This window comes from Halorarum salinum, assembly GCF_013402875.1.
In the GTDB taxonomy this organism is placed as follows: Archaea; Halobacteriota; Halobacteria; order Halobacteriales; family Haloferacaceae; genus Halorarum; species Halorarum salinum.
This window is the reverse complement of sequence record NZ_CP058579.1, coordinates 3,921,164-3,940,699: the sequence shown is the minus strand read 5'-3', so window position 1 is coordinate 3,940,699 and position 19,536 is coordinate 3,921,164. Positions and strand designations below refer to the sequence as shown.

The following is a 19,536-nucleotide window of genomic DNA, read 5'->3' as shown; positions in this document are numbered from 1 at the left end:
GCTGACGTATTCGGTACGGTTGATGCATGCCACCCGACAACGATGTCGCGGACGAGGTGAATCGAAGTGGTAAGTTACCGGACGTCGGCGACCTCGGCGACGGGGCCGCATCCTCCGACGACGGCGGAACGACGCTGCCACGACGGACGTTCCTGAAGGGAAGCGGGGCCCTCGCGACGACCGCGGGGCTGGCCAGCGGCCACGCGAACGCGGGCGAGGACGACCGCGCGGGCGACGTCCCCGAGGAGCCCGAGGACGGGCAGGTCCGCCACTTCGAGGTCCACGCCATCGACGTGGACATCGTCTTCAATCGCTACGGGCTCCACCAGCCGGTTGGCGTGATGTACGCCCTGAAGGAGGACCTGAAGGAGATCCGCGACCTTTCGGGCAAGGTTCCCTGCGGCAACAACGTCGTCTTCGAGGACGAGGACGAGGACTGCTTCTGTGACGACATCCCGGAGAAACTGCGTGCCGACGGCGACACGCGGGTCCTCCAGCCGCTGTCGCTGCGCGCCAACTTCGGCGACGTGATCGAGGTCGAGTTCCACAACGACCTCGACCGACGCGCCTCCATCCACCAGGCGGGACTCCCGTACGACGTGAAGGAGTCCGACGGGATGAACGTCGGGGAGAACCCCGACACGACGGTCGCGCCCGGCGACTCCATCACCTACCGGTGGCACGCCGACGCCTTCGGCGTGCACTTCTTCCAGGACGGCGCGAACCAGGCGTTCGACAGCGCCGACGAGCCGCCCCAGAAGGCGAACCTGGTCTCCCGCGGCCTGTTCGGCTCGGTCACCGTCCTCCCGAAGGGGACGACCTGGACGGACCCGTACACGGGCGAGGAGACCCAGGGACGCGTGCAGGCCGACATCCACGTCCCCGAGGACATCTCCGACCTGGCGGTGGAGAACGGGTTCGTCCCGGACCTGAGCTTCCGGCACTTCCTCATCCACTACCACACCCCGGAGGGGATCGAGACCCGGGACGGCGGACAGCTCACGTACCCGGACAGCGACGAACCCCAGACGGTCCACGCCATCAACTACCGCGCGGACCCCACCGGCAACCGCATCCCGGAGGGTGAGGACAATCCGTTCTACAACTCGTGGGTCCACGGCGACCCCGGCGGCGGCGACAACGCCTACCCGATGTACCTCGGCGACCCGGTCATGGTCACGGCCGTCGGCGCCTCCATCGAGGAGAACCACGTCCACCACCTCCACGGCCACCGCTGGAAGGAGACGCCGCCGGACGACGGGTCCGACACGGTCGACTCCCAGACCATCGGGCAGGGGTCGACGTACAGCGCCCCGTACATCTCGGCGTACGGCATGCCGCGGGGCGCCATCAGGGACTTCACCTCGGTCCGCCCGGACATGCCGTTCGAGGATGCGTTCCGAGTCGGCGCAGGCGGCGCCCACGGGAGCCCCGGCGACTACCTGTTCCACTGCCACCTGTTCCCCCACTACGGAGACGGGATGTGGGGGCTCATGCGCGTGCTCGACAAGGAGCGGAAGGGACTGCAAAAGCTTCCGGACAACGACCCGCCGATTCCGGCGGACTCGGACGTCGAAGGGTTCCCGGAGTTCATCCCCGGCGAGTTCGGCGAGGCGCCGCCGTACCCGCCGTACGGCGCCGCGGGCCTCGACGACTTCCGCGACCCCGAACCCGACGAGGAGGAGGCGCTCACCCGCAACGGCGACGACATCCTCCCCGGCGCGCCCTACGCCGATCCCTGCGAACCCGACATCGAGGGGTTCGAACCGGTCTTCGAGGGCGAGACGCGGGAGTACACCATCGTGGCGCTCCCCGCGGACGTCGTCTACAACGACGACGGCCACCACGACCCCAACGGCATCGTCTACGTCCTGGAGGAGCACGCGGACCTCGTGCGGGAGGGGAAGATGAACCCGGAACCGCTGGTCGTCCGCGCGAACGTCGGCGACTGCATCGACGTCACCTTCAAGAACGAGGTGACCGACGAGAACATCGCCGCCATCCCGGCCGACAGGTTCCCGGAGGGCGACGAGGGGCTCCCCGAGAGCGTCCCCATCGAGGAGGGCGGCAAGTCGAACCACATCCACTTCGTCTCCTACGACGTGCTCGGCTCCGACTCGCTCGCCACCGGGTTCAACTACCGCCAGGACACCGAACCCGGCGGGGAGATGCGCTACCGCTGGTATGCGGACGAGGAGGGGACCATCTTCTTCCACGACCACATCACCGGCATCGACGACGTGATGCACGGCCCGTTCGCCTCGCTCGTGGTCGAACCACCGGAGTCGGAGTGGCTCGACCCCTACAGCGGCGACCCCATCCGTAGCGGCACGCAGGCGATCATCCGGACCGAGAACGGCGAGGACTTCCGCGAGTTCTGCCTCGCCTACCAGGACTTCGCCCCGCTCGTCGACCGCGACGGCGAACTCGTCAACAAGGACGCCGAGCACAACGAGAACGCGGGCGTGATGGCGATCAACTACCGGAACACGCCCTACTACACCCGCGACGACAGCGACCCGGCGTACGTCCACTCCTCGTACGTCCACGGCGACCCGACGACGCCGGTGCTGGAGGCCTACGAGAACGACCCCGTCAGGGTCCGGCTCTGGCAGGCCGCCTACGAGGAGCAGCACAACTTCGAGTTCCACGGCCGTCGGATCGACCCCGAGGGGCTCGACCCGCAGGACGCGACCTCCCAGATCATCGGCACCTCCGAGGCGTTCACGCTGGACGTCATGGCCGAGGAGGACTACGCCGAGGACGGCGACCTGTTCGAGGCGCTATACGAGAACCCGTCCGGGTTGCCGATCAGGGACTACCTGTACGGATCGACGGTCGTCGACGACCTCTGGGACGGGATGTGGGGGCTGTTCCGCACGTTCGGCGGGGCGGTCGACCACCTCGAACCGCTCCCGGACCGGGGCGCCCCCGACGACTCCATCTCCCGAAAGGAGCTGAAGGAGATGGGGCACCCGGCGCCCCACAGCGACTTCGACTGGAGCGAGCACGGCCAGCTCGCCCGGCTGCTGTACTCCGAGGACTGCGACCGGACGTACCCGTCGGACAAGGACGCGCGGCGGAACGACGCCATCGACGGGAACCCGCCGCCGACGGCGCCGCGGCCGGGCGATCCGTGCCCGGACGACGCCACGCACCGCCAGTTCGAGGTGTCGGCGATCGACGCGGATATCCGGTACAACGAGTACGGTGACCACGACCCCCACGCGATCATCTACGAGCTCGATGAGCACGTCGACGAGGTCCGCGACGGGACGCGCGCCCCGATGCCGCTCTCGCTGCGCGCGAACGCGAACGACTGCATCGAGGTCACGCTGACGAACGACGTCGACTACGACGCGATCGAGGGCCCCCACGCGGACCCCGAGATGCAGACGGGCGAGGGCGACGTGGGCGTCGACTGGGAGCGGTCCGAGCGCGTCTCGTTGCACCCGACCGGGGTAAAGTACAACGTCCTCGGGTCCGACGGGGCGACGGCCGGCTTCAACTGGGACCAGACGGTCGGTCCGGGCGAGTCCATCACCTACAGATGGTACGCCAACGGCTACGTCGGGGCGAGCATCCTCACGGACCACGGGGACGCCCGGAGCAACCGCCACCACGGCGCGTACGGCCGCATCGTCGTCAGCGAGGAGAACGCCGAGTACGTCGACCCCACGACGGCCGAACCGGCGCCACAGGGCCGGGCCCCCTCGGCGATGGTGAAGCTCCCGGACGGAGACGACTACCGCGCGTTCTCGCTCACGTTCGCGGACGGACAGTACATCGTGAACGAGGACGACCCCGACGACTGCGTGGTGCCCCCGGGCCACGACGAGGAGGTCGACCCGGACGACCCGTGCAACCAACTCGGCGATCCCGAGGACCACGGCTACTGGGCCATCGACTACCGCTCGGAGCCGTTCGTCCGGCGGTTCGAGGAGGACGACGACCAGTACCAGGTGTACGACTCCGACGTCCACGGCGACCCCGCGACGCCGCTGCCGCGCGCGCTGCTCGGCGACCCGGTGGCCTTCGACGTCCACCTGGCCGCGGACAAGGCCGACGGGCTCGTGTTCCACCTCGCGGCCCACCAGTGGAACCAGCTCAGGGGCGTCGAGGAGTCCGAGGACGCCGGCGTGGACGACCGGTTCACGGTCGGCAAGCCCGACCGCATCGAACCGTTCGGCGGCGCCGGCGGCATGGCCGAGAGCACGGGCGACTTCATCTACCAGGAACTCAGACAGCGCCGCAAGCTCGAGGCCGGCTGGTGGGGCATCTTCCGGGTGCGCGAGGACCCCGAGGACTTTCGGACGCCGGTCCAGCCGCTCCCGGACCGGGCGACGGGCATCCCGGTCGACGAGCGGATCGGCTGGGTGACCGCCCGGGGCGACCTCACCGGCGACGGGACGAAGGACCTCGTCGTCCTCGTCCCGGACAGCGTCCGCGGGTCCGAGGACGCCTCGGCGCTGTACGTGTTCCTCGGCCCGGTCGACGAGAAGTCGATCACGGACCTGACCGGCGCCGACGTCGAGGTCGTCGGGACGCTCCACGACGACGAGCACGAGCACGGGACCGCCACGGTCCGGCTGAGCGACGACCTCGGGATCGACGACCTCGACACGCTTCTGGGGCTCGTCACCGACGCCACGGTCGCCGTCGGGAACTGCGACTCCCGGAAGTCGGAGAACCCGCTCTCGAAGCTCGAGTTCGACGCGGGCGAGAAACGCTCCGGCGACGTCGACGTCACGCTGGTCGACGGGGAGGGCGACGCGGGCGAGGGCGCGAAGGTGGCCATCACCGTCACGGCCGCGGACGTCGACGGGGACGGCTCGCTCGAACTCGCGATCGACCTCGAGGACGGCCCCCGCGTCGTCGTCGACGGCTGCGAGTCGCTGTTCGAGTAGGATTCGGACGCCCCGCCGGCCTCAGGCCCCGGCGCTCCGGACGGTGGGCACCTCGACCCGGTCGAGGACGTCCGCGAGCACGTCGCCCTTCGCGACGTCGTCGACCCGCGCGTCCGGCGTGAGCACCAGGCGGTGGGCCAGCGCCGGCTGGGCGATGCGCTTCACGTCGTCGGGCGTGACGAACTCGCGGTCCGAGAGCACCGCCGCCGAGCGGGCGGCCTCGAACAGCCGCTGGGTGCCCCGCGGCGAGACGCCGACCGAGACCCGCCGGTCCTCCCGGGTCGCCCCGCTGACCGCGGCCATGTACTCCAGCAGGTCGTCGTCCACGCGCACCGACTCGGGCGCCTCCCGGACGCCGACGACGCGCTCCTCGTCGAGCACCCGCTCGACGGAGGGGTCGCGCTCGACCCGGCCGGCGCGGCGGCGGAGCAGTTCGACCTCGCCGTCGAGTTCCGGGTAGCCCATCGAGGTCTTCACGTTGAAGCGGTCCAGCTGTGCCTCGGGCAGCGGGAAGTTCCCCTCCTGTTCGACGGGGTTCTGGGTCGCGATGAGGAAGAACGGCGACGGGAGGTCGTACGTCTCGCCGTCGACGGTCACCTGCTCCTCCTCCATCGCCTCCAGCAGCGCCGCCTGCGTCTTCGGCGGGGCGCGGTTGATCTCGTCGGCGAGCACGACGTTCGCGAACACCGGCCCCTCGCTGAACTCGAACTCGCCGGCGCCCTCGTCGAACACGTTCGTCCCCGTGACGTCCGACGGGAGGAGGTCCGGCGTGAACTGGACGCGGGAGAACGAGAGCCCCAGCGCGGTGGCGAACGACCGCGCGGTGAGCGTCTTCCCCGTGCCGGGAACGTCCTCGATGAGCACGTGGCCCCCGGAGAGGAGTCCGAGGAGGATCTCCTCGAAGAAGGCGTCTTCGGCGATGATGGCGCCGCGGAGGGCGGAGAGCACGTCCGAACAGGCCGCGCTCGCGTCGGATACGTCCATGCGGGCCGTGAGCACGCCGCCACGAATAACTTGGGGGGGTCGGCCCCCGGGGTCGACCGGCGGCCCGTTTCCGAAACCGAAACGGATTAAACGCTGTCCCGTCTTCCATCGAACGAGCCGAGGTAGCCTAGCCTGGCCAAGGCGGCAGATTCGAAATCTGCTGTCCATTCGGACTCGGGAGTTCAAATCTCCCCCTCGGCGCTTCTCCGACGGCGCAACGCGACGAGCGAATCGCGAAGCCACGCCGCCGAACGACGTTCCGGGAGAGCCGCGCCGACGCGTCACAGTGCGGGCGAGCGACCCGCTCGCCGGGGTTCGACGCTCCGACGCTTCGTCCGCTGCGTCCGACCGCTCGCGGTCGAAACGGCGTCTGCAACGTCAACGTACAAGGCCGGTCCGCCGCGTCACTCGATACCGACCCCGACGGAACCCCGACGCGGCCGGCCGGGGCCGACGACTACCGGTCAAGGGATGCCGACGAAATTGGACATGAAACGCGGCACGTCGCTACGAAGGGGCGGAGCACTCATCCTCGCCGGAGTCCTGCTCTCGGCGGGGGTGTTCGGCGGAGCCTGGGCGCTCACGCCCGACCGTAACAGCCCCGCGCCCGACGACGCGGTCGACGAGAGCGACACCTCCGTGCTCGTCGGGGTCCAGGGCCCCGGCCCGCGCGGGAACGTGACCGAACTCCACGCGAACGGCACCGTCGCGTGGACGTACGACGGGGGGACCGGCGGCACCGCCATCAGCTACCAGAACGTCCAGATGCTCGAGGACGGCACGGTGTTGACGACGTTCGCCGACGACGGCTACGAGCAGTGCGGCGAGTACGAGTCGCCGTGCAAGCACACGGGCGTTCGCATCATCGACCCCGACCCGGAGCCGCGGGTCGTCTCCGAGTGGAGCTACCCGGTCCGCACGCGGAAGGACAGCGAGGTGCACGACGCCGAGCGGCTCCCGTCCGGCGACGTGCTGGTCGCCGACATGGAGTACGAAAGCATCTTCGTGTACAACCACTCGACGGGGGAGCGTATCTGGACCTGGAACGCGAGCGAGCACTACGAAGCGCCGTCGGACCCGACGACTGAGGACTGGCTGCACATCAACGACGTCGACCGCATCGGCGAGGGCCGATACCTCGTCTCAGTGCGCAACGCGAACCAGCTCCTGATCGTCGAGCGGACCGACGACGGCGGGGGCGAGGTCGTCGAGGTGATCAACGCAGACCAGGACCCGGACGTGCTGAACCGCCAGCACAACCCCCAGTGGATCGGTCCCGGCCGGGTGCTCGTGGCCGACTCCGAGAACCACCGCGTCGTCGAACTCCGCCGGAGCGGGACCAGCGACGAGTGGGAGGTCGCGTGGGCGCTGTACGGGACCGGCGCGATGACCTTCGACTGGCCCCGGGACGCCGACCGGCTGCCGAGCGGGAACACGGTGATCACCGACACCAGGAACGACCGCGTGGTCGTCGTCGACGGGAACGGGAGCCTGGTCCGGAGCTACGCCACCGAGGCGCTCCCCTACGAGGCGGACGTACTCCCGCACGGCGAGCAACCCGGCCTGGAGCGGGACGTCGACGGTTCGACGGTCGGGGACGGATCCGTCGGGGGCGCGTCGCACGACGTTCCGGTCCTGTCGGCGCTGCTCGCCGCGCTCCACCACGTCGTTCCGGTCCCCTTCTGGCTGTCGGAGCTCCACCTGTTCGCCCTGGCGGTCTCCGTCGCGCTCTGGGGGTCGGGCGCCTGGCTCGTGGTCCGCGGGTAGCCGGGCGTCCGCGCTTCCGTTCACCGTCCGGTTGGCCGGCCGTTTGCCGGCCGACGCCCCCGACCCGTTCGACCCGGGCCGGGGAGTCGAGGAACCGGGATGGACGTGACGACGTCGGCGACGCTGCGGCCGATTGATAAGAATCCGATAATACACTAGATGTCGGTATGTGTGCCGAGAACAGGCGGACGCGCGAATCGGTCGACGCGTACTCGGCCGACGGGCGTCCGCGCAGCGGAACCGGAGCTTGAGCGCCCAAGGGACCGAAGCCAAGGCTTCCACCCTTCGGTCTCGGCCTGCCACGTCCACGCGGTCCGTCCGGGCGCGTACACCGGAGGCATCGGCGCTGGAAGGCGGGTTCGAGGGCCGAAACGGTGATTCGGCCACGACGGCGGTTCGACTACGACGGTGCTTCGGCCGCGTTCCGGCTTCATCGTCGCTCGGAGGGCCGGTCCGGGCCCGAACCGCGATACGACGCGTGGCGGGGCGTGCTTCGTCGAGAGCGCGATCGCCCCGATCGTCGCCGACCCGTCGTGGTTCCAGCGCCCCGGCGATCCGAGTTCGGACCGGATTCATATCGGAAATAATTTCGTTTTTCGATCATGAAAACCATCGTACGTTTCAGATCGGTTCGACGGGGTCCGGTGGATCACGGAACCGGTTCCCCCGACGGACCGATGTTGCCCTGAACCGGGGACGACCCCGCCGCCCCGACGACGGCGCACTCGCGGCGTCTCAGGGGACGCTACGCGGTCCGGGACCTGCCGTGTCCGCTCCGGCGTCGCCACGGTTCGCGCGGTAGCGGTCCGACGAACGGGGTTCGGGGCTCTCGACGGCCGAAACGACCACGAACGGGGAGATCGGATCGGTTAGCGGGACGAGCCAATTACGAACGTAGTTGTGTAATACCGACGTCGACGTCCGCGATTGAAATCCTAACATACGGGAAGCAGTGGCGATTTCGCGCAGCAACGGTGTGAACGGCCCGTGGCCCGTGTCGTCGCCCACCCCATGCTGCTCGTGGGCTACCTGGACGACGAGCGCCCGCGACGCGTTCGACGGACCCGGCCGACGAGGGAGGCAGGCGGGCCGGCTCCACTCGTCGCTCGGTACGGCGGGTCCCGGTCGTCGACAGCGGCGCTCCGCGGCCGTCCGGTCCGAACATGCGGGTTCGCGGGGTCCGCGGAGGGTACGTCGGAAACGCGGGACTCGACTCGTCCTCGACCGTTCCGCCCGCCGAGGAGGGCGGCTCGCCGTCAGCGACCGGGCACCACTCGAACAGACCATCCGAACATCCGGGATTCCATCACAGGACGGTGAGCGGCGGCGACGGACACCTTCGAGGAGTGACCGGTCGATCGCACCAGTAGTTTTAACCTCCCCTCCCGGAACTCGTAGGTATGAATACCAGCGGCCAGCGCGAGCGGTCGCGCCTGCTCGAGGACGTCACCGTGGTCGATCTCACGACGTTCGTCACCGGCGGGTTCGCCACCCTGATGCTGGCGAACCAGGGGGCGGAGGTAGTGAAGGTGGAACGGCCCGGCGTGGGCGACGACTCCCGGTACTCCGGCCCGCCGTTCGTCGACGTCGAGGGGTACGACGGGCCGGGGCGGGCGGCCGCGCCGGAGGGGGAGTCGCCGTACTTCTGGACGGTGAACTACGGGAAGCGGAGCGTCGAACTGAACCTCAAGAACGACGCCGGTCTCGAGGCGCTGTACGACCTCGTCGCCGAGGCGGACGTGTTCGTCGAGAACTTCCGGCCGGGGACCGCCGAGCGACTCGGGGTGGACTACGACACGCTCCGCGGACGCAGGGACGACCTCGTCTACTGTTCCATCTCCGCGTTCGGCGAGACCGGCCCGTGGAGCGAGCGACCCGGCTACGACCTCCTCGTGCAGGGGATGAGCGGCATCATGAGCGTGACGGGCTACCCCGACAACCCGCCGACCAAGGTCGGCCTCCCCCAGACCGACCTCATCACGGCGATGTGGGCGGCGTTCGGCATCACGAACGCGCTGTACAACCGGGAACGGACCGGCGAGGGCGAGCGGGTGGAGCTCGGGATGCTCGACGCGACGCTCCCCTGGCTCACGAAGCAGGCCGGGAAGGCGTTCGTCGGCGAGGAGACGGGGCGGATGGGGACGAAGGACCCCGTGCTGGCGCCCTACCAGATGTACCCGACGGCGGACGGCTACCTCAACGTCGCCTGCGGGAACCAGCGGCTGTGGGAGGGGTTCTGCGAGGCGATCGATCGGGAGGACCTCACCGAGGACGACCGCTTCCGAACCAACGCCGACCGCGTGAGCCACATGGACGAACTCGAGGCGGAACTGACCGCCGAACTCGCGGAGCGGACGACCGACGAGTGGGTCGACCTCCTGGCCGACGAACACGGCCTCCCCGTCGGCCCGGTGTACGAGGTCGACGAGGCGCTGGAGAGCGAACAGGTGGACGCCCGGGGGGTGGTCGGCTCGATCGACCATCCGGCGGCCGGAGAGATCCCGGTCATCGAACACCCGCTCAACTACGAACGGGCCGGGTCCGGCTTCGACGAGGCGCCCCCGATGCTCGGCGAGGACACGGTCGACGTCCTCCTCGCGCTCGGCTACGACGAGGAGCGCATCGCCGAACTCGAGGCGGAGGGGGCCATCCCCCCGGCGGGGGAGTAGCCGTGTTCCCGGGCGACCCCGTGCCGCCGCGGGACCCCTCCGAGGTGGGGAGGGAATCGCCCGGATGACCGTCAGCGGGATCGACCACCTCGTGTTGACCGTCGCGGACGTCGAGCGAACGATCGCCTTCTACACGGAGGCCATCGGCGGGACCGCGGAGACGTTCGCCGGCGGGCGTCGGGCCGTCTCGTTCGGCGACGCGAAGCTCAACCTCCACCCGGCGGACGACGTCTACTCGCCCCACGCCAGCCGTCCCGAGCCCGGGACCGCCGACTTCTGTCTCGTCGTGGACGAACCGATCGCGTCCGTGCGCGAACGGCTCCGGGAATCGGACGTCGAGGTCGTCCACGGCCCGGTCGAGAAGGCGGGCGCACGCGGGCGGATGGAGTCCGTGTACGTCACCGACCCGGACGGCAACCTCGTCGAACTCGCCCGGTACGGGGAGTGATCGGCCCGGCGGAACGGCGCCCGCCGACCAGTTTAATACCCCCCCGACGAACGACCGTCCATGTCCGACGGCTGGAAGCGCGTTCTCCCGGACGAACTGGAGCACAACGAGGAGAAACCCGGACGGCGGTGGCAGCTGTCGCCGGAGCTGGGGATCGACGCGTTCAACCTCAACGTCGCCGTCCTCGACCCCGGGGAGCGGCTCTCGCAGAACCACTTCCACTACCACCCGAACCAGGCGGAACTCGTCTACGTCGCCTCCGGACGCTGTCGCGTGGAGGTGGCCGACGACGGGTTCGTCGCCGAGCCCGACACCGTCGTCAGGTTCGACGCCGGCCCGGACGGAGTCCACCTCGTCCACAACCCGTTCGAGGAGCCGTGTCGCGTCGTCGCGGTCGGCTGGCCGCCGGACGGGCGCTACCCCGTCGAACGGGTGGCGACGCTCGAGGAACTGAAGGCCGAACGGGAGTGACCGTCCCGCCGGGTCAGCGGGAGTCGGCGGCGACGAGTCGCCCGCCGCGGAGCGCGCCGTCCTCGCCCCTCCGGAGTTCGTGGTCGCCCGCCAGCCGTACTGCGTCGCCGACCGCGAGGTCCGCCCCCAGCTGCGCGACGACGTTCGCGCCGCCCGGAAACGCGGCCAGCCCGATGTCGTTCGGCTCGCGGACGCCGTCCGGCGTGACGTGGACCGTCGTCGTCGCGAGGAGCTCCCCGGTTCCGGGGTCGACCTCCCCCCACGCGTCGCCCCCGCAGTCGGGACACCGCCGCTTCGCGTAAAAGGTCCGGCGGCCGCAGTCGTCACACTCGAACGCGACCGTCACGGCCGCCCCCGCAGGATCGTGCACACGCTGTTGTTTCCGAACCCGGCGACGTTGACGGCGAGCCCGTACTCCGGGTCCTCGACGGACCGCTCGGCTGGCGCTTCCCCGCGTAGCTGCCAGACCAACTCCACCAGCTGCGAGACGCCGGTGGCTCCGAGCGGGTGCCCCCGGGCCTTGAGACCGCCGCCGGGGTTGACCGGGAGGTCGCCGCCGACCGCCGTACGGCCCTCCCGGGTGAGCCGCCAGGCCTCGCCGGCGGGGGCCAGCCCCAGCTCCTCCATCTCGAGCCACTCGAGGATCGTGAACGCGTCGTGGATGCAGGCGACGTCGACGCGGTCGGGGCCGATTCCGGCGCCCTCGTACGCCCGTTCGCCCGCGCGCCGCACGCTCTCGATCAGCAACGGGTCGGCCCGGTCCGCGACCGCGTGGGTGCCGACGGCGCTCCGGCAGGCGGCCACCTCGACCGCGTCGCCGTCCCGCCCGTCGGCCGCGATCACGACGGCGGCCGCGCCGTCGCCCGTCGGGCAGCAGTCGTACAGCCGGAGGGGCGTCGCGATCGGCGGGGACGAGAGCACGTCGTCGACCTCGACCGGGTCGGTGAACTGCGCGTAGGGGTTGGCGGCGGCGTTGGCGTGGTTCTTCACCGCGACGCGCGCGAGGTCCTCGCGGGTCGCGTCGTACTCCCGCAGGTACCGGTCGGCCGCGAGCCCCGCGAACGAGGGGAGGGTGACGCCGTGCCGGTACTCCCTGTCGTGGGTGATGCGGCTGATGATCTCGGTCGCGGTCGCCGTGTCGGCCGCCGACATCCGCTCGCCGCCGACGACCAGCGCCGTCTCGGCGCGCCCCGACTCGACCGCGGCGACGCCGTCGAGGAACGCGCTCGCGCCGCTGGCGCTGGTGTTCTCGATCCGGCGCGCCGAGGCGCCCATCGCGCCGATGCTGCCGGCCAGGGAGTTCCCGAGACCGGAGCGGCCGGTGAACGCCTCCGCCGCCATGTTCCCGACGTGTATCGAGTCGACCGCCGACGGGGCGAGCGCGGCGTCGGCGAGCGCTCGCTCCGCCGCGTCCTCCAGGAGCGACCGGAGTGATCGGTCGTGTCGGCCGGCGAACGGAGTCATCCCGACCCCGGTGACGGCCGACACGACCGGTTCCGGTCGGGACGCCTCTCCCGAACCGGTCCCGCCGTCGTTCGTTGACACCGTGGGTCGTCTACCGTGTCCAACGATTTATAATTGCGGTTCGGGTGGGTGGGTAGGGGACGGATACGCGGTGACGACCGCGAACGCCCCGACGTGCTCGGCTCCCGCGTCGGGAAATCGGGCGCTGGACTAGTTTTATGTACACTTCCGCGGACTCCTACTGTAGGACGAGAACAGATGGACGTCACTACTGCGATCGCACAATCGCTGAAGGAGGAAGGTGTAGAGTACCTGTTCGGGTTCCCGAGCAACCCGCTGTTCGACACGGGGGCCGCCGAGGAGGTCGGCATCCGGACGATCATCACCCGTCAGGAGCGGACGGCCGCACACATGGCCGACGCCGTCGGCCGGATGACGTCGGGCGAGGGGATCGCCGCGTTCGCCTGCCAGCACGGGCCCGGGACGGAGAACTCGTTCGGCGCGATCGCCCAGGCGTACGGCGAGTCCGCGCCGCTCGTGGCGATCCCGGCGGGCTACGACCGGGCGAAGACGGACGTCGACCCGAAGTTCAACTCGCTCGTCAACTACCAGCACGTGAGCAAGACGTGCGAACAGCTCACGGATCCCGACGCCGTCGGGGAGACCATGCGACGTGCGTTCAACGCGGCGCGGAACGGCCGTCCCCGGCCGGCCGTCGTGGAGGTCCCGAAGGACGTCTTCTACGAGGACGTGCCCGACTTCGAGTACGAGCGGCCCTCCGTGAGTCGGCCCGGTCCCGACCCGTCGGGGGTCGACGAAGTCGCCGACGTGCTGCTGGAGGCCGACCGGCCGGTGATCTTCGCGGGGCAGGGCGTCCACTACGCGAAGGGCTGGGACGCGCTCCGCGAGCTGGCGGAGACGCTCGAGGCGCCGGTCGCCACGAGCCTCAACGGCAAGAGCGCGTTCCCCGAGACGCATCCGCTGTCGCTCGGCGCCGGGAGCAAGAGCGAGCCCGGCCAGCTCGCGCACTTCCTCCGCGAGGCGGACGTCCTCTTCGGCGTCGGCTGTAGCTTCACCTCGACCGCGTACGGCATCACGGTGCCCGAGGACAACGCCATCGTCCACTCGACGCTCGACTCCACGGACGTCAACAAGGACGTCCACGCGGACCACGCGCTCGTCGGCGACGCCCGGCTGACCCTCGAGGCGCTGGTCGACGCGGTCGGCGAACGGCTCGACGGCGGATCGCGCGGCCGGTTCGACGACGTCGCCGCCGAGATCGAGGAGGTCCGCGATGCGTGGCTCGACGAGTGGCGGCCGAAGCTCACCTCCGACGAGACGCCGATCAACCCGTACCGCGTGGTCCACGAGCTGACCGAGGTCGTCGACGCCGAGGACGCGATCATCACCCACGACGCCGGGAACCCGCGCGACTTCCTCGCGCCGTTCTGGGAGTCGACCGAGCCGCTGTCGTACATCGGCTGGGGGAAGACGACCCAGCTCGGGTACGGGCTGGGGCTCGCCATGGGCGCGAAGCTGGTCCACCCGGAGAAGCTCTGTATCAACCTCTGGGGCGACGGCGCGATCGGGATGACGGGGCTCGACTTCGAGACCGCCGCGAGGGAGGACATCCCCATCCTGTCGATCCACCTGAACAACTACGAGATGGCGGCGTACGACACGCCGTTCTCGGGCGACTTCGCCGACGTGGCGACGGCGCTGGGCGGGTACGGCGAGCGCGTCGAGGACCCGGACGAGGTCGCGCCCGCGCTGGAGCGTGCGATCGCGGAGACGGAGGAGGGGACGCCCGCCCTGCTCGAGGTCATCACGGCGAAGGAGACGGAGCTGTCCCGGCCGGACCTCGACGGCTAACCGTCCCCGATTCGATCAGCGTCCCGCCGCCCGACCCCGATCCGGACCCGGGGTCGAACGGCGGGACGAACGGTTTCTGCGCGGTCACGACCACGAGGCCGGCGGTTCCCGTCCGTCCCCGGGCCGAGCGACGGCGAACGTACGCGGTCTGACCGGTTCCGCGCTCGTCGTCGGACGGCTCGACGGTCGCGAGTATCGCCTCGATTAATCGAATCCTAATCCCGGAGTTCCCCTCCCCTCGTGGACCCCGGACCGCCCCGCCTCCTCGGTGGACTGGTAACCACCGAAACAATTATGATGATCGTTCCATATCGTACTCCTGTGATGCAGTGATGTCAGGTGATACCACACGGCGTATCACCCGACCGAACGGACGTCGGTACGGTGGCTTCGCCATCGCTGGCGTCGACTGCGAACACCACGGAGCGTGACGAACCCATGGAAGAACCACACCGAGACACGGCAGAATCGAGCACCGAGACCCCCCCGGCCAGCAGGCGTCGGTTCCTGAAGCTGACGGGTGCCGGATCCGTCGCGGCGCTGGCCGGCTGTTCCGAGGGCGGGAACGGCGGCGGAAACGGCGGCGGGAACGGCGACGGCAACGGCGGTGGAAACGGCGGCGGGAACGGCGACGGCAACGGCGGTGGAAACGGCGGCGGGAACGGCGACGGCAACGGCGGCGCCGACGTCTGGCAACCGGAACAGACCGTCCGGTACATCGTCCCCTACGACGAGGGTGGCGGCACGGACGTGTACGCCCGCGGTATCCAGGAACAACTCATCGACGCGGCCGGTCAGCAGATCCAGATCGACAACGTCCCCGGCGCCGGCGGGCTGAACGGGTTCGGCCAGCTGATGACGGCCGAGCCCGACGGCCACACCATCCTCGGGAGCGCGACGCCGCTGGAGGTGGCGCCACAGCTCCTCGAGGACCCCGGGTTCGACCAGCGGGACTCCAGGGGGATCGGCGTGTTCGGCCAGTCGGCCTGGTGTCTCGTCGTGAACAGCCAGTACGAGGACGAGGTCCAGACGTTCGACGACGTCATCCAGAAGTACAACTCGGGCGAGTGGCAGAACATCGGCGTCCAGTCGCCGGGGAGCTCACAGGACGTCATCGTCCTGCTCGCCAAGTACGAGCTCGAGGAGTACGATTGGCAGTGGGAACAGCGCGTCACCTACACCGGAACCGGCCCCATCTCCCAGGCGGTGGCCAGCAACGAGGTGCCGGCCGGCATCGGGACGGACGCGGGCACCCAGTCGGTCGTCGACGGGGGGAACATCTACCCGGTCGTCTCCTTCGTGAGCGACGGGACCGACGTCTACCCCGACATCGACTCGGTGACCGACCTCGGCTACCCGGAGATCGACTTCGTCGGCGGCCTCAGCCGTGGGATGTACGCCCCGCCGGAGACCGACGACGAGATCATCCAGGGCTGGACGACCGCGCTGGAGGAGGCGGTGAACGACGACCGGACCTCCCAGTGGACCGAGGAGACGGGGAACCCGACGTTCTACGAGGGGCCCGAGGCGGCCAACGCCCGGATCGACGACGCCTTCGCCGCCTACGACGAGTTCAACATCATCGAACTCGTCGAGCAGAACTCCGAGTAACCTCCGGACCACAATCTTTATGGCTTCGCTATCTGCCATATAGTCCATGACAGTAAGGAGCAGGGTAGCAAACATCACGCCGGAGCACGTGATGCTGGTTTCCCTGATGGTGCTGGGGACGGTCTTCTACGTCATCCCGGACCTGGAGGACTACTCGCGCAACGCGTCGATCTTCCCGCAGTACACGGGAGCGATCGTGGTCGTCGGCGCCGCGTTGCTGCTGGTCGGGTCGTACCTCCCCGGGCCGATCCGGAGCTTCGTCGTCGAGGAGGTGAGCATCACCTCGGGGGAGACCACGAAGGAGTTCATGGACGAGAAGGAGAAGCGGACCGAGGAGGTGGAGGAGAAGGAGGACGTCCGCCGCGAGACGCTCGGAACCGACTACGGGTTCCACGTGAACGACACCGTGGTGATGATGGTCCTCTCCACGCTCTATCTCGCCGCCGGGTACGCCGCCGGCATGCTGTACGTCACGCCGCTGTTCGTCGTCGCGTACACGCAGTGGTTCAAGGTCCGGTGGTGGCTGAGTCTCCTCCTCGCGGCGCTCGCGACCGCCATCATCTACCTCTTCATCGAGTACCTGCTCATCCCGTTCGATCAGGGGCAGTACGTCTTCACGCAGGGGTTGCTGTAGATGGTCACGCCGATACTGCTCCAGGACGCGGTCGCGTCGCTGTTCGAGGGGATCAACATCGCGCTCACCCCCTCGATCCTCGGCTGGATGCTGCTCGGCCTGACCGCGGGGATGGTGCTCGGGGCGCTGCCGGGCATCGGCTCCCCGGTCGCGATGGCCATCGCGCTCCCGCTCACCATCCCGCTGCCGCCCGAGGCGGCGATCATCCTGCTCGTCGCCATCTACAGCGGGGCGATGTACGGGGGGAGCGTCGCCGCCATCCTGCTCAACGCGCCCGGGACGGAGTCGGCCGCGGCGACGACGCTCGACGGCTACCCGATGGCGAAGGACGGCCTGGCGAAGAACGCGCTCGCCATCGCCACGACGTCCTCGGCGCTCAACGGCTTCCTCGGGGCGATCATCCTCGTCATCCTCTCGCCGCTGCTGATCGAGGTGGTGCTCGCGTTCGGCTCGCCGGAGTACTTCCTCCTCGCGGTGCTCGGCATCTCGCTCATCACCATCGTCACCGACGGGTCGATCGTCAAGGGTCTCGTGTCGGGGGCGTTCGGGCTGATGATTTCCACCATCGGCGTCGCCATCTTCAGCCCCACGCCGCGGTTCTCCTTCGGCAGCCTCGCGCTGTACGAGGGGATCAACTTCGTCGCGGCGCTCATCGGCATGTTCGCGTTCGCCGAGATGATGAAGCTCGCAGCCCAGAAGACGATCACCGACGAGGCGGTCGAACTCGGCGGGAGCATCCGCGCCGGCATCAGGGAGGTGTTCAAGTACCCGAAGTCGATGGTGAAGGCGCTGCTCATCGGCATCGGCATCGGGATGGTCCCCGGGTCGGGCGCGACGACGTCCACGTTCGTCGCGTACGCCGAGGAGGCCCGCTCGCGGATCGGGGGCCGCTTCGGGGAGGGTGACCCACGGGGGATCATCGCCCCGGAGGGCGCGAACAACCCGACGGTGAGCGGGTCGCTCGTCCCGACGCTCTCGTTCGGCATCCCCGGGAGCGGGTCGACGGCGGTCCTCCTCGGCGGCATCCTCATGCACGGGCTCCAGCCGGGGCCGGTGCTGTTCGACGAACAGCTCTCGTTCACGTACGCGATCTTCGTCTCGCTGTTCCTCGGCAACTTCGCCATCCTCGCGGTCGGGTACACGGTCATCCCGTACGCGAGCCGCATCACCGACCTCGACACGAACGTCATCATCCCGATGGTCGTCGTCCTCTCGTTCGCCGGCGCGTACACGCTGGCGGACAACTGGGTCGACGTCCTCGCGGTGCTCGTGCTCGGGGTCTACGGCTTCTACATGGTGCGCTACAACTACTCGGTCATCGCGTTCGTGCTCGGCATCGTGCTCGGGCCGATCGCCGAGGAGAACCTGTTCAGATCCCTGAGCATCTCCGGCGGCTCGTGGAGCATCTTCGTCAACCGGCCGCTCTCGCTGATGATCGTCATCGCCATCTTCGTCGTGCTGTTCGGCCCGTTCCTCGGGCCGTACGTCCGGCAGACGATCGACAGGGTCGGGTCGTAGGCTCGCTCGCGACCCTCCCCGTTCGCCGCCTCCCCCGTCCTCCTCCGCCGACTTCCGCCGTTCTCCCCCGCCTCGTTCGTTCTCCCTGCCCGCCCGTCCTCCGCCGGAGCTTCGTCCGAACGCCCCGGAGTCGTTACCGGCCGCCCCGTCCGCCGACTGTCACGCCGGGAACAGCCACAGGACCACGGCGAGCGTCGTCGTGCTGACCAGCCCAAAGGCGACGAGCACCGTCAGCGCGGGCCTGACCCCCGTCCGGAGCAGTTCCTCGAGCCGGATCCGGAGGCCGAGGCCGACGAACGCGAGGAGGAAACACCAGCCGGACGCGGCGTCCATCGCCTCGGTCCCGCGCTCGCCCGGAACCCCCGCGTTGGCGAGCAACACGACGGCGACGAAGCCGAGCACGAACGTCGGGAACTCCCGCCACAGCAGGCGGACGCTCCCGACCGCGTCAGCGGCCGAGCCGCGGCGGCGGACGTAGTACGCCGAGTACGCGACCACGACGACGCCGATCAGGAGGTTCCGGGTCAGCTTCGTGATCGTCGCCCACTGGCCGGCGACCCGGGAGTACTCGAACCCGGCGGCGACGACCGGTCCGGTGCTGAACATCGTCAGCCCGGCCCAGATCCCGAAGGCGACGTCGGGCACCGCCAGCAGCGCCCCGACGACCGGGTAGGCGAACAGGGTCACCGCGTCGAACAACAGCACCGTCCCGACCGCGTACGCGACGTGCTCCTCGTCGGGGCGGATGCCGCCGGCGACGGCCACGACCGCCGAGACGCCACAGACCCCCGATCCGGCGGCGAGCAGCGACCCGAGTTCGCGGTCCAGGCCGAACACGGCCCGGGAGAGCAGTTCGACGACGAGGACGGTCGACGCGACGACGGCCACGACCAGCCCCAGGACGGCCGGTCCGGCCTCGAGCACCGCGCCCAACGCGACCGTGGCGCCCATCAGGACGATCCCCGCCTCCAGGAGCCGCGTGTGTCCGCCGACGCCGGGTTCCAGGCGCGCCGGCACGCCCACCGTGTTGGCGACGAGCGCGCCCAGCGCGACGGCGACGAGGAGTTCGCTCACCGACGGCGAGAGCGCGGCGAGGGGTCGGGCGACTGCACCCAGGACCAGGAGGACGGCGAGACCGGGGAGCGACCGTCGGAGCCGGGTTCCCAGACTCACCGTGGGAACCCCGGACCC

13 protein-coding genes and 1 tRNA gene are annotated in these 19,536 nt (G+C 69.7%); 10 read left to right on the top strand and 4 right to left on the bottom strand.

Features of this window, described 5'->3' with window-relative positions:
• Positions 1–26 precede the first annotated feature (26 nt).
• Entirely contained in the window at positions 27–4,907 is a 4,881-nt protein-coding gene (locus HUG12_RS19895) for a multicopper oxidase domain-containing protein (RefSeq protein WP_179270444.1), read from the top strand.
• A 21-nt stretch (positions 4,908–4,928) separates the two neighbouring features.
• Here HUG12_RS19895 and HUG12_RS19890 read toward each other — a convergent pair whose 3' ends face one another.
• Positions 4,929–5,891, bottom strand: a complete 963-nt coding sequence (locus tag HUG12_RS19890; RefSeq protein ID WP_179270443.1) for an AAA family ATPase — start codon at positions 5,889–5,891, stop codon at positions 4,929–4,931.
• 116 nt (positions 5,892–6,007) lie between these two features.
• Between HUG12_RS19890 and HUG12_RS19885 the strand changes: the two genes are divergently transcribed.
• The 5 genes from HUG12_RS19885 (at position 6,008) to HUG12_RS19865 (ending at position 11,246) form a co-directional block, all read left to right on the top strand.
• Positions 6,008–6,092 (top strand) — tRNA-Ser (locus HUG12_RS19885).
• A 288-nt stretch (positions 6,093–6,380) separates the two neighbouring features.
• A complete protein-coding gene (locus HUG12_RS19880; protein WP_179270442.1) occupies positions 6,381–7,658 on the top strand; it encodes a hypothetical protein in 1,278 nt (425 codons plus the stop codon).
• A gap of 1,400 nt (positions 7,659–9,058) precedes the next feature.
• Complete coding sequence (locus HUG12_RS19875) at positions 9,059–10,327, top strand: CaiB/BaiF CoA transferase family protein (RefSeq protein WP_179270441.1); 1,269 nt, start codon at positions 9,059–9,061, stop codon at positions 10,325–10,327.
• 64 nt (positions 10,328–10,391) lie between these two features.
• Positions 10,392–10,775, top strand: a complete 384-nt coding sequence (locus HUG12_RS19870; protein ID WP_179270440.1) for a VOC family protein — start codon at positions 10,392–10,394, stop codon at positions 10,773–10,775.
• Between the two features lie 60 nt (positions 10,776–10,835).
• Positions 10,836–11,246: a cupin domain-containing protein gene (locus HUG12_RS19865; RefSeq protein ID WP_179270439.1), complete on the top strand. Its 411-nt coding sequence runs from the start codon at positions 10,836–10,838 to the stop codon at positions 11,244–11,246.
• 13 nt (positions 11,247–11,259) lie between these two features.
• Here HUG12_RS19865 and HUG12_RS19860 read toward each other — a convergent pair whose 3' ends face one another.
• On the bottom strand, positions 11,260–11,592 hold the full coding sequence (locus HUG12_RS19860; protein WP_179270438.1) for a Zn-ribbon domain-containing OB-fold protein: 333 nt from the start codon (positions 11,590–11,592) through the stop codon (positions 11,260–11,262).
• The gene (locus HUG12_RS19855) at positions 11,589–12,710 is read right to left on the bottom strand and encodes a thiolase C-terminal domain-containing protein (RefSeq protein WP_179270708.1); all 1,122 of its coding nucleotides are present in this window, start codon (positions 12,708–12,710) and stop codon (positions 11,589–11,591) included. Before HUG12_RS19855 ends, HUG12_RS19860 begins: the two co-directional genes overlap by 4 nt.
• 258 nt (positions 12,711–12,968) lie before the next feature.
• On the opposite strand from HUG12_RS19855, the gene HUG12_RS19850 reads away from it, so the two are divergent.
• The 4 genes from HUG12_RS19850 (at position 12,969) to HUG12_RS19835 (ending at position 18,345) form a co-directional block, all read left to right on the top strand.
• Complete coding sequence (locus HUG12_RS19850) at positions 12,969–14,582, top strand: thiamine pyrophosphate-requiring protein (protein WP_179270437.1); 1,614 nt, start codon at positions 12,969–12,971, stop codon at positions 14,580–14,582.
• Between the two features lie 438 nt (positions 14,583–15,020).
• Entirely contained in the window at positions 15,021–16,193 is a 1,173-nt protein-coding gene (locus tag HUG12_RS19845; RefSeq protein ID WP_179270436.1) for a substrate-binding domain-containing protein, read from the top strand.
• 46 nt (positions 16,194–16,239) lie between these two features.
• A complete protein-coding gene (locus tag HUG12_RS19840; protein ID WP_179270435.1) occupies positions 16,240–16,827 on the top strand; it encodes a tripartite tricarboxylate transporter TctB family protein in 588 nt (195 codons plus the stop codon).
• Complete coding sequence (locus tag HUG12_RS19835; RefSeq protein WP_179270434.1) at positions 16,828–18,345, top strand: tripartite tricarboxylate transporter permease; 1,518 nt, start codon at positions 16,828–16,830, stop codon at positions 18,343–18,345.
• 159 nt (positions 18,346–18,504) lie between these two features.
• Here HUG12_RS19835 and HUG12_RS19830 read toward each other — a convergent pair whose 3' ends face one another.
• Entirely contained in the window at positions 18,505–19,518 is a 1,014-nt protein-coding gene (locus HUG12_RS19830; protein ID WP_179270433.1) for a YeiH family protein, read from the bottom strand.
• Positions 19,519–19,536: the final 18 nt, after the last annotated feature.

Excerpts from the sequence above, each read along its gene's own strand:
- HUG12_RS19895 (WP_179270444.1), top strand. The coding sequence starts at position 27 with ATGCCACCCGACAACGATGTCGCGGACGAGGTGAATCGAAGTGGTAAG.
- HUG12_RS19890 (WP_179270443.1), bottom strand. The coding sequence starts at position 5,891 with ATGGACGTATCCGACGCGAGCGCGGCCTGTTCGGACGTGCTCTCCGCC.
- HUG12_RS19880 (WP_179270442.1), top strand. The coding sequence starts at position 6,381 with ATGAAACGCGGCACGTCGCTACGAAGGGGCGGAGCACTCATCCTCGCC.
- HUG12_RS19875 (WP_179270441.1), top strand. The coding sequence starts at position 9,059 with ATGAATACCAGCGGCCAGCGCGAGCGGTCGCGCCTGCTCGAGGACGTC.
- HUG12_RS19870 (WP_179270440.1), top strand. The coding sequence starts at position 10,392 with ATGACCGTCAGCGGGATCGACCACCTCGTGTTGACCGTCGCGGACGTC.
- HUG12_RS19865 (WP_179270439.1), top strand. The coding sequence starts at position 10,836 with ATGTCCGACGGCTGGAAGCGCGTTCTCCCGGACGAACTGGAGCACAAC.
- HUG12_RS19855 (WP_179270708.1), bottom strand. The coding sequence starts at position 12,710 with ATGACTCCGTTCGCCGGCCGACACGACCGATCACTCCGGTCGCTCCTG.
- HUG12_RS19850 (WP_179270437.1), top strand. The coding sequence starts at position 12,969 with ATGGACGTCACTACTGCGATCGCACAATCGCTGAAGGAGGAAGGTGTA.
- HUG12_RS19845 (WP_179270436.1), top strand. The coding sequence starts at position 15,021 with ATGGAAGAACCACACCGAGACACGGCAGAATCGAGCACCGAGACCCCC.
- HUG12_RS19840 (WP_179270435.1), top strand. The coding sequence starts at position 16,240 with ATGACAGTAAGGAGCAGGGTAGCAAACATCACGCCGGAGCACGTGATG.
- HUG12_RS19835 (WP_179270434.1), top strand. The coding sequence starts at position 16,828 with ATGGTCACGCCGATACTGCTCCAGGACGCGGTCGCGTCGCTGTTCGAG.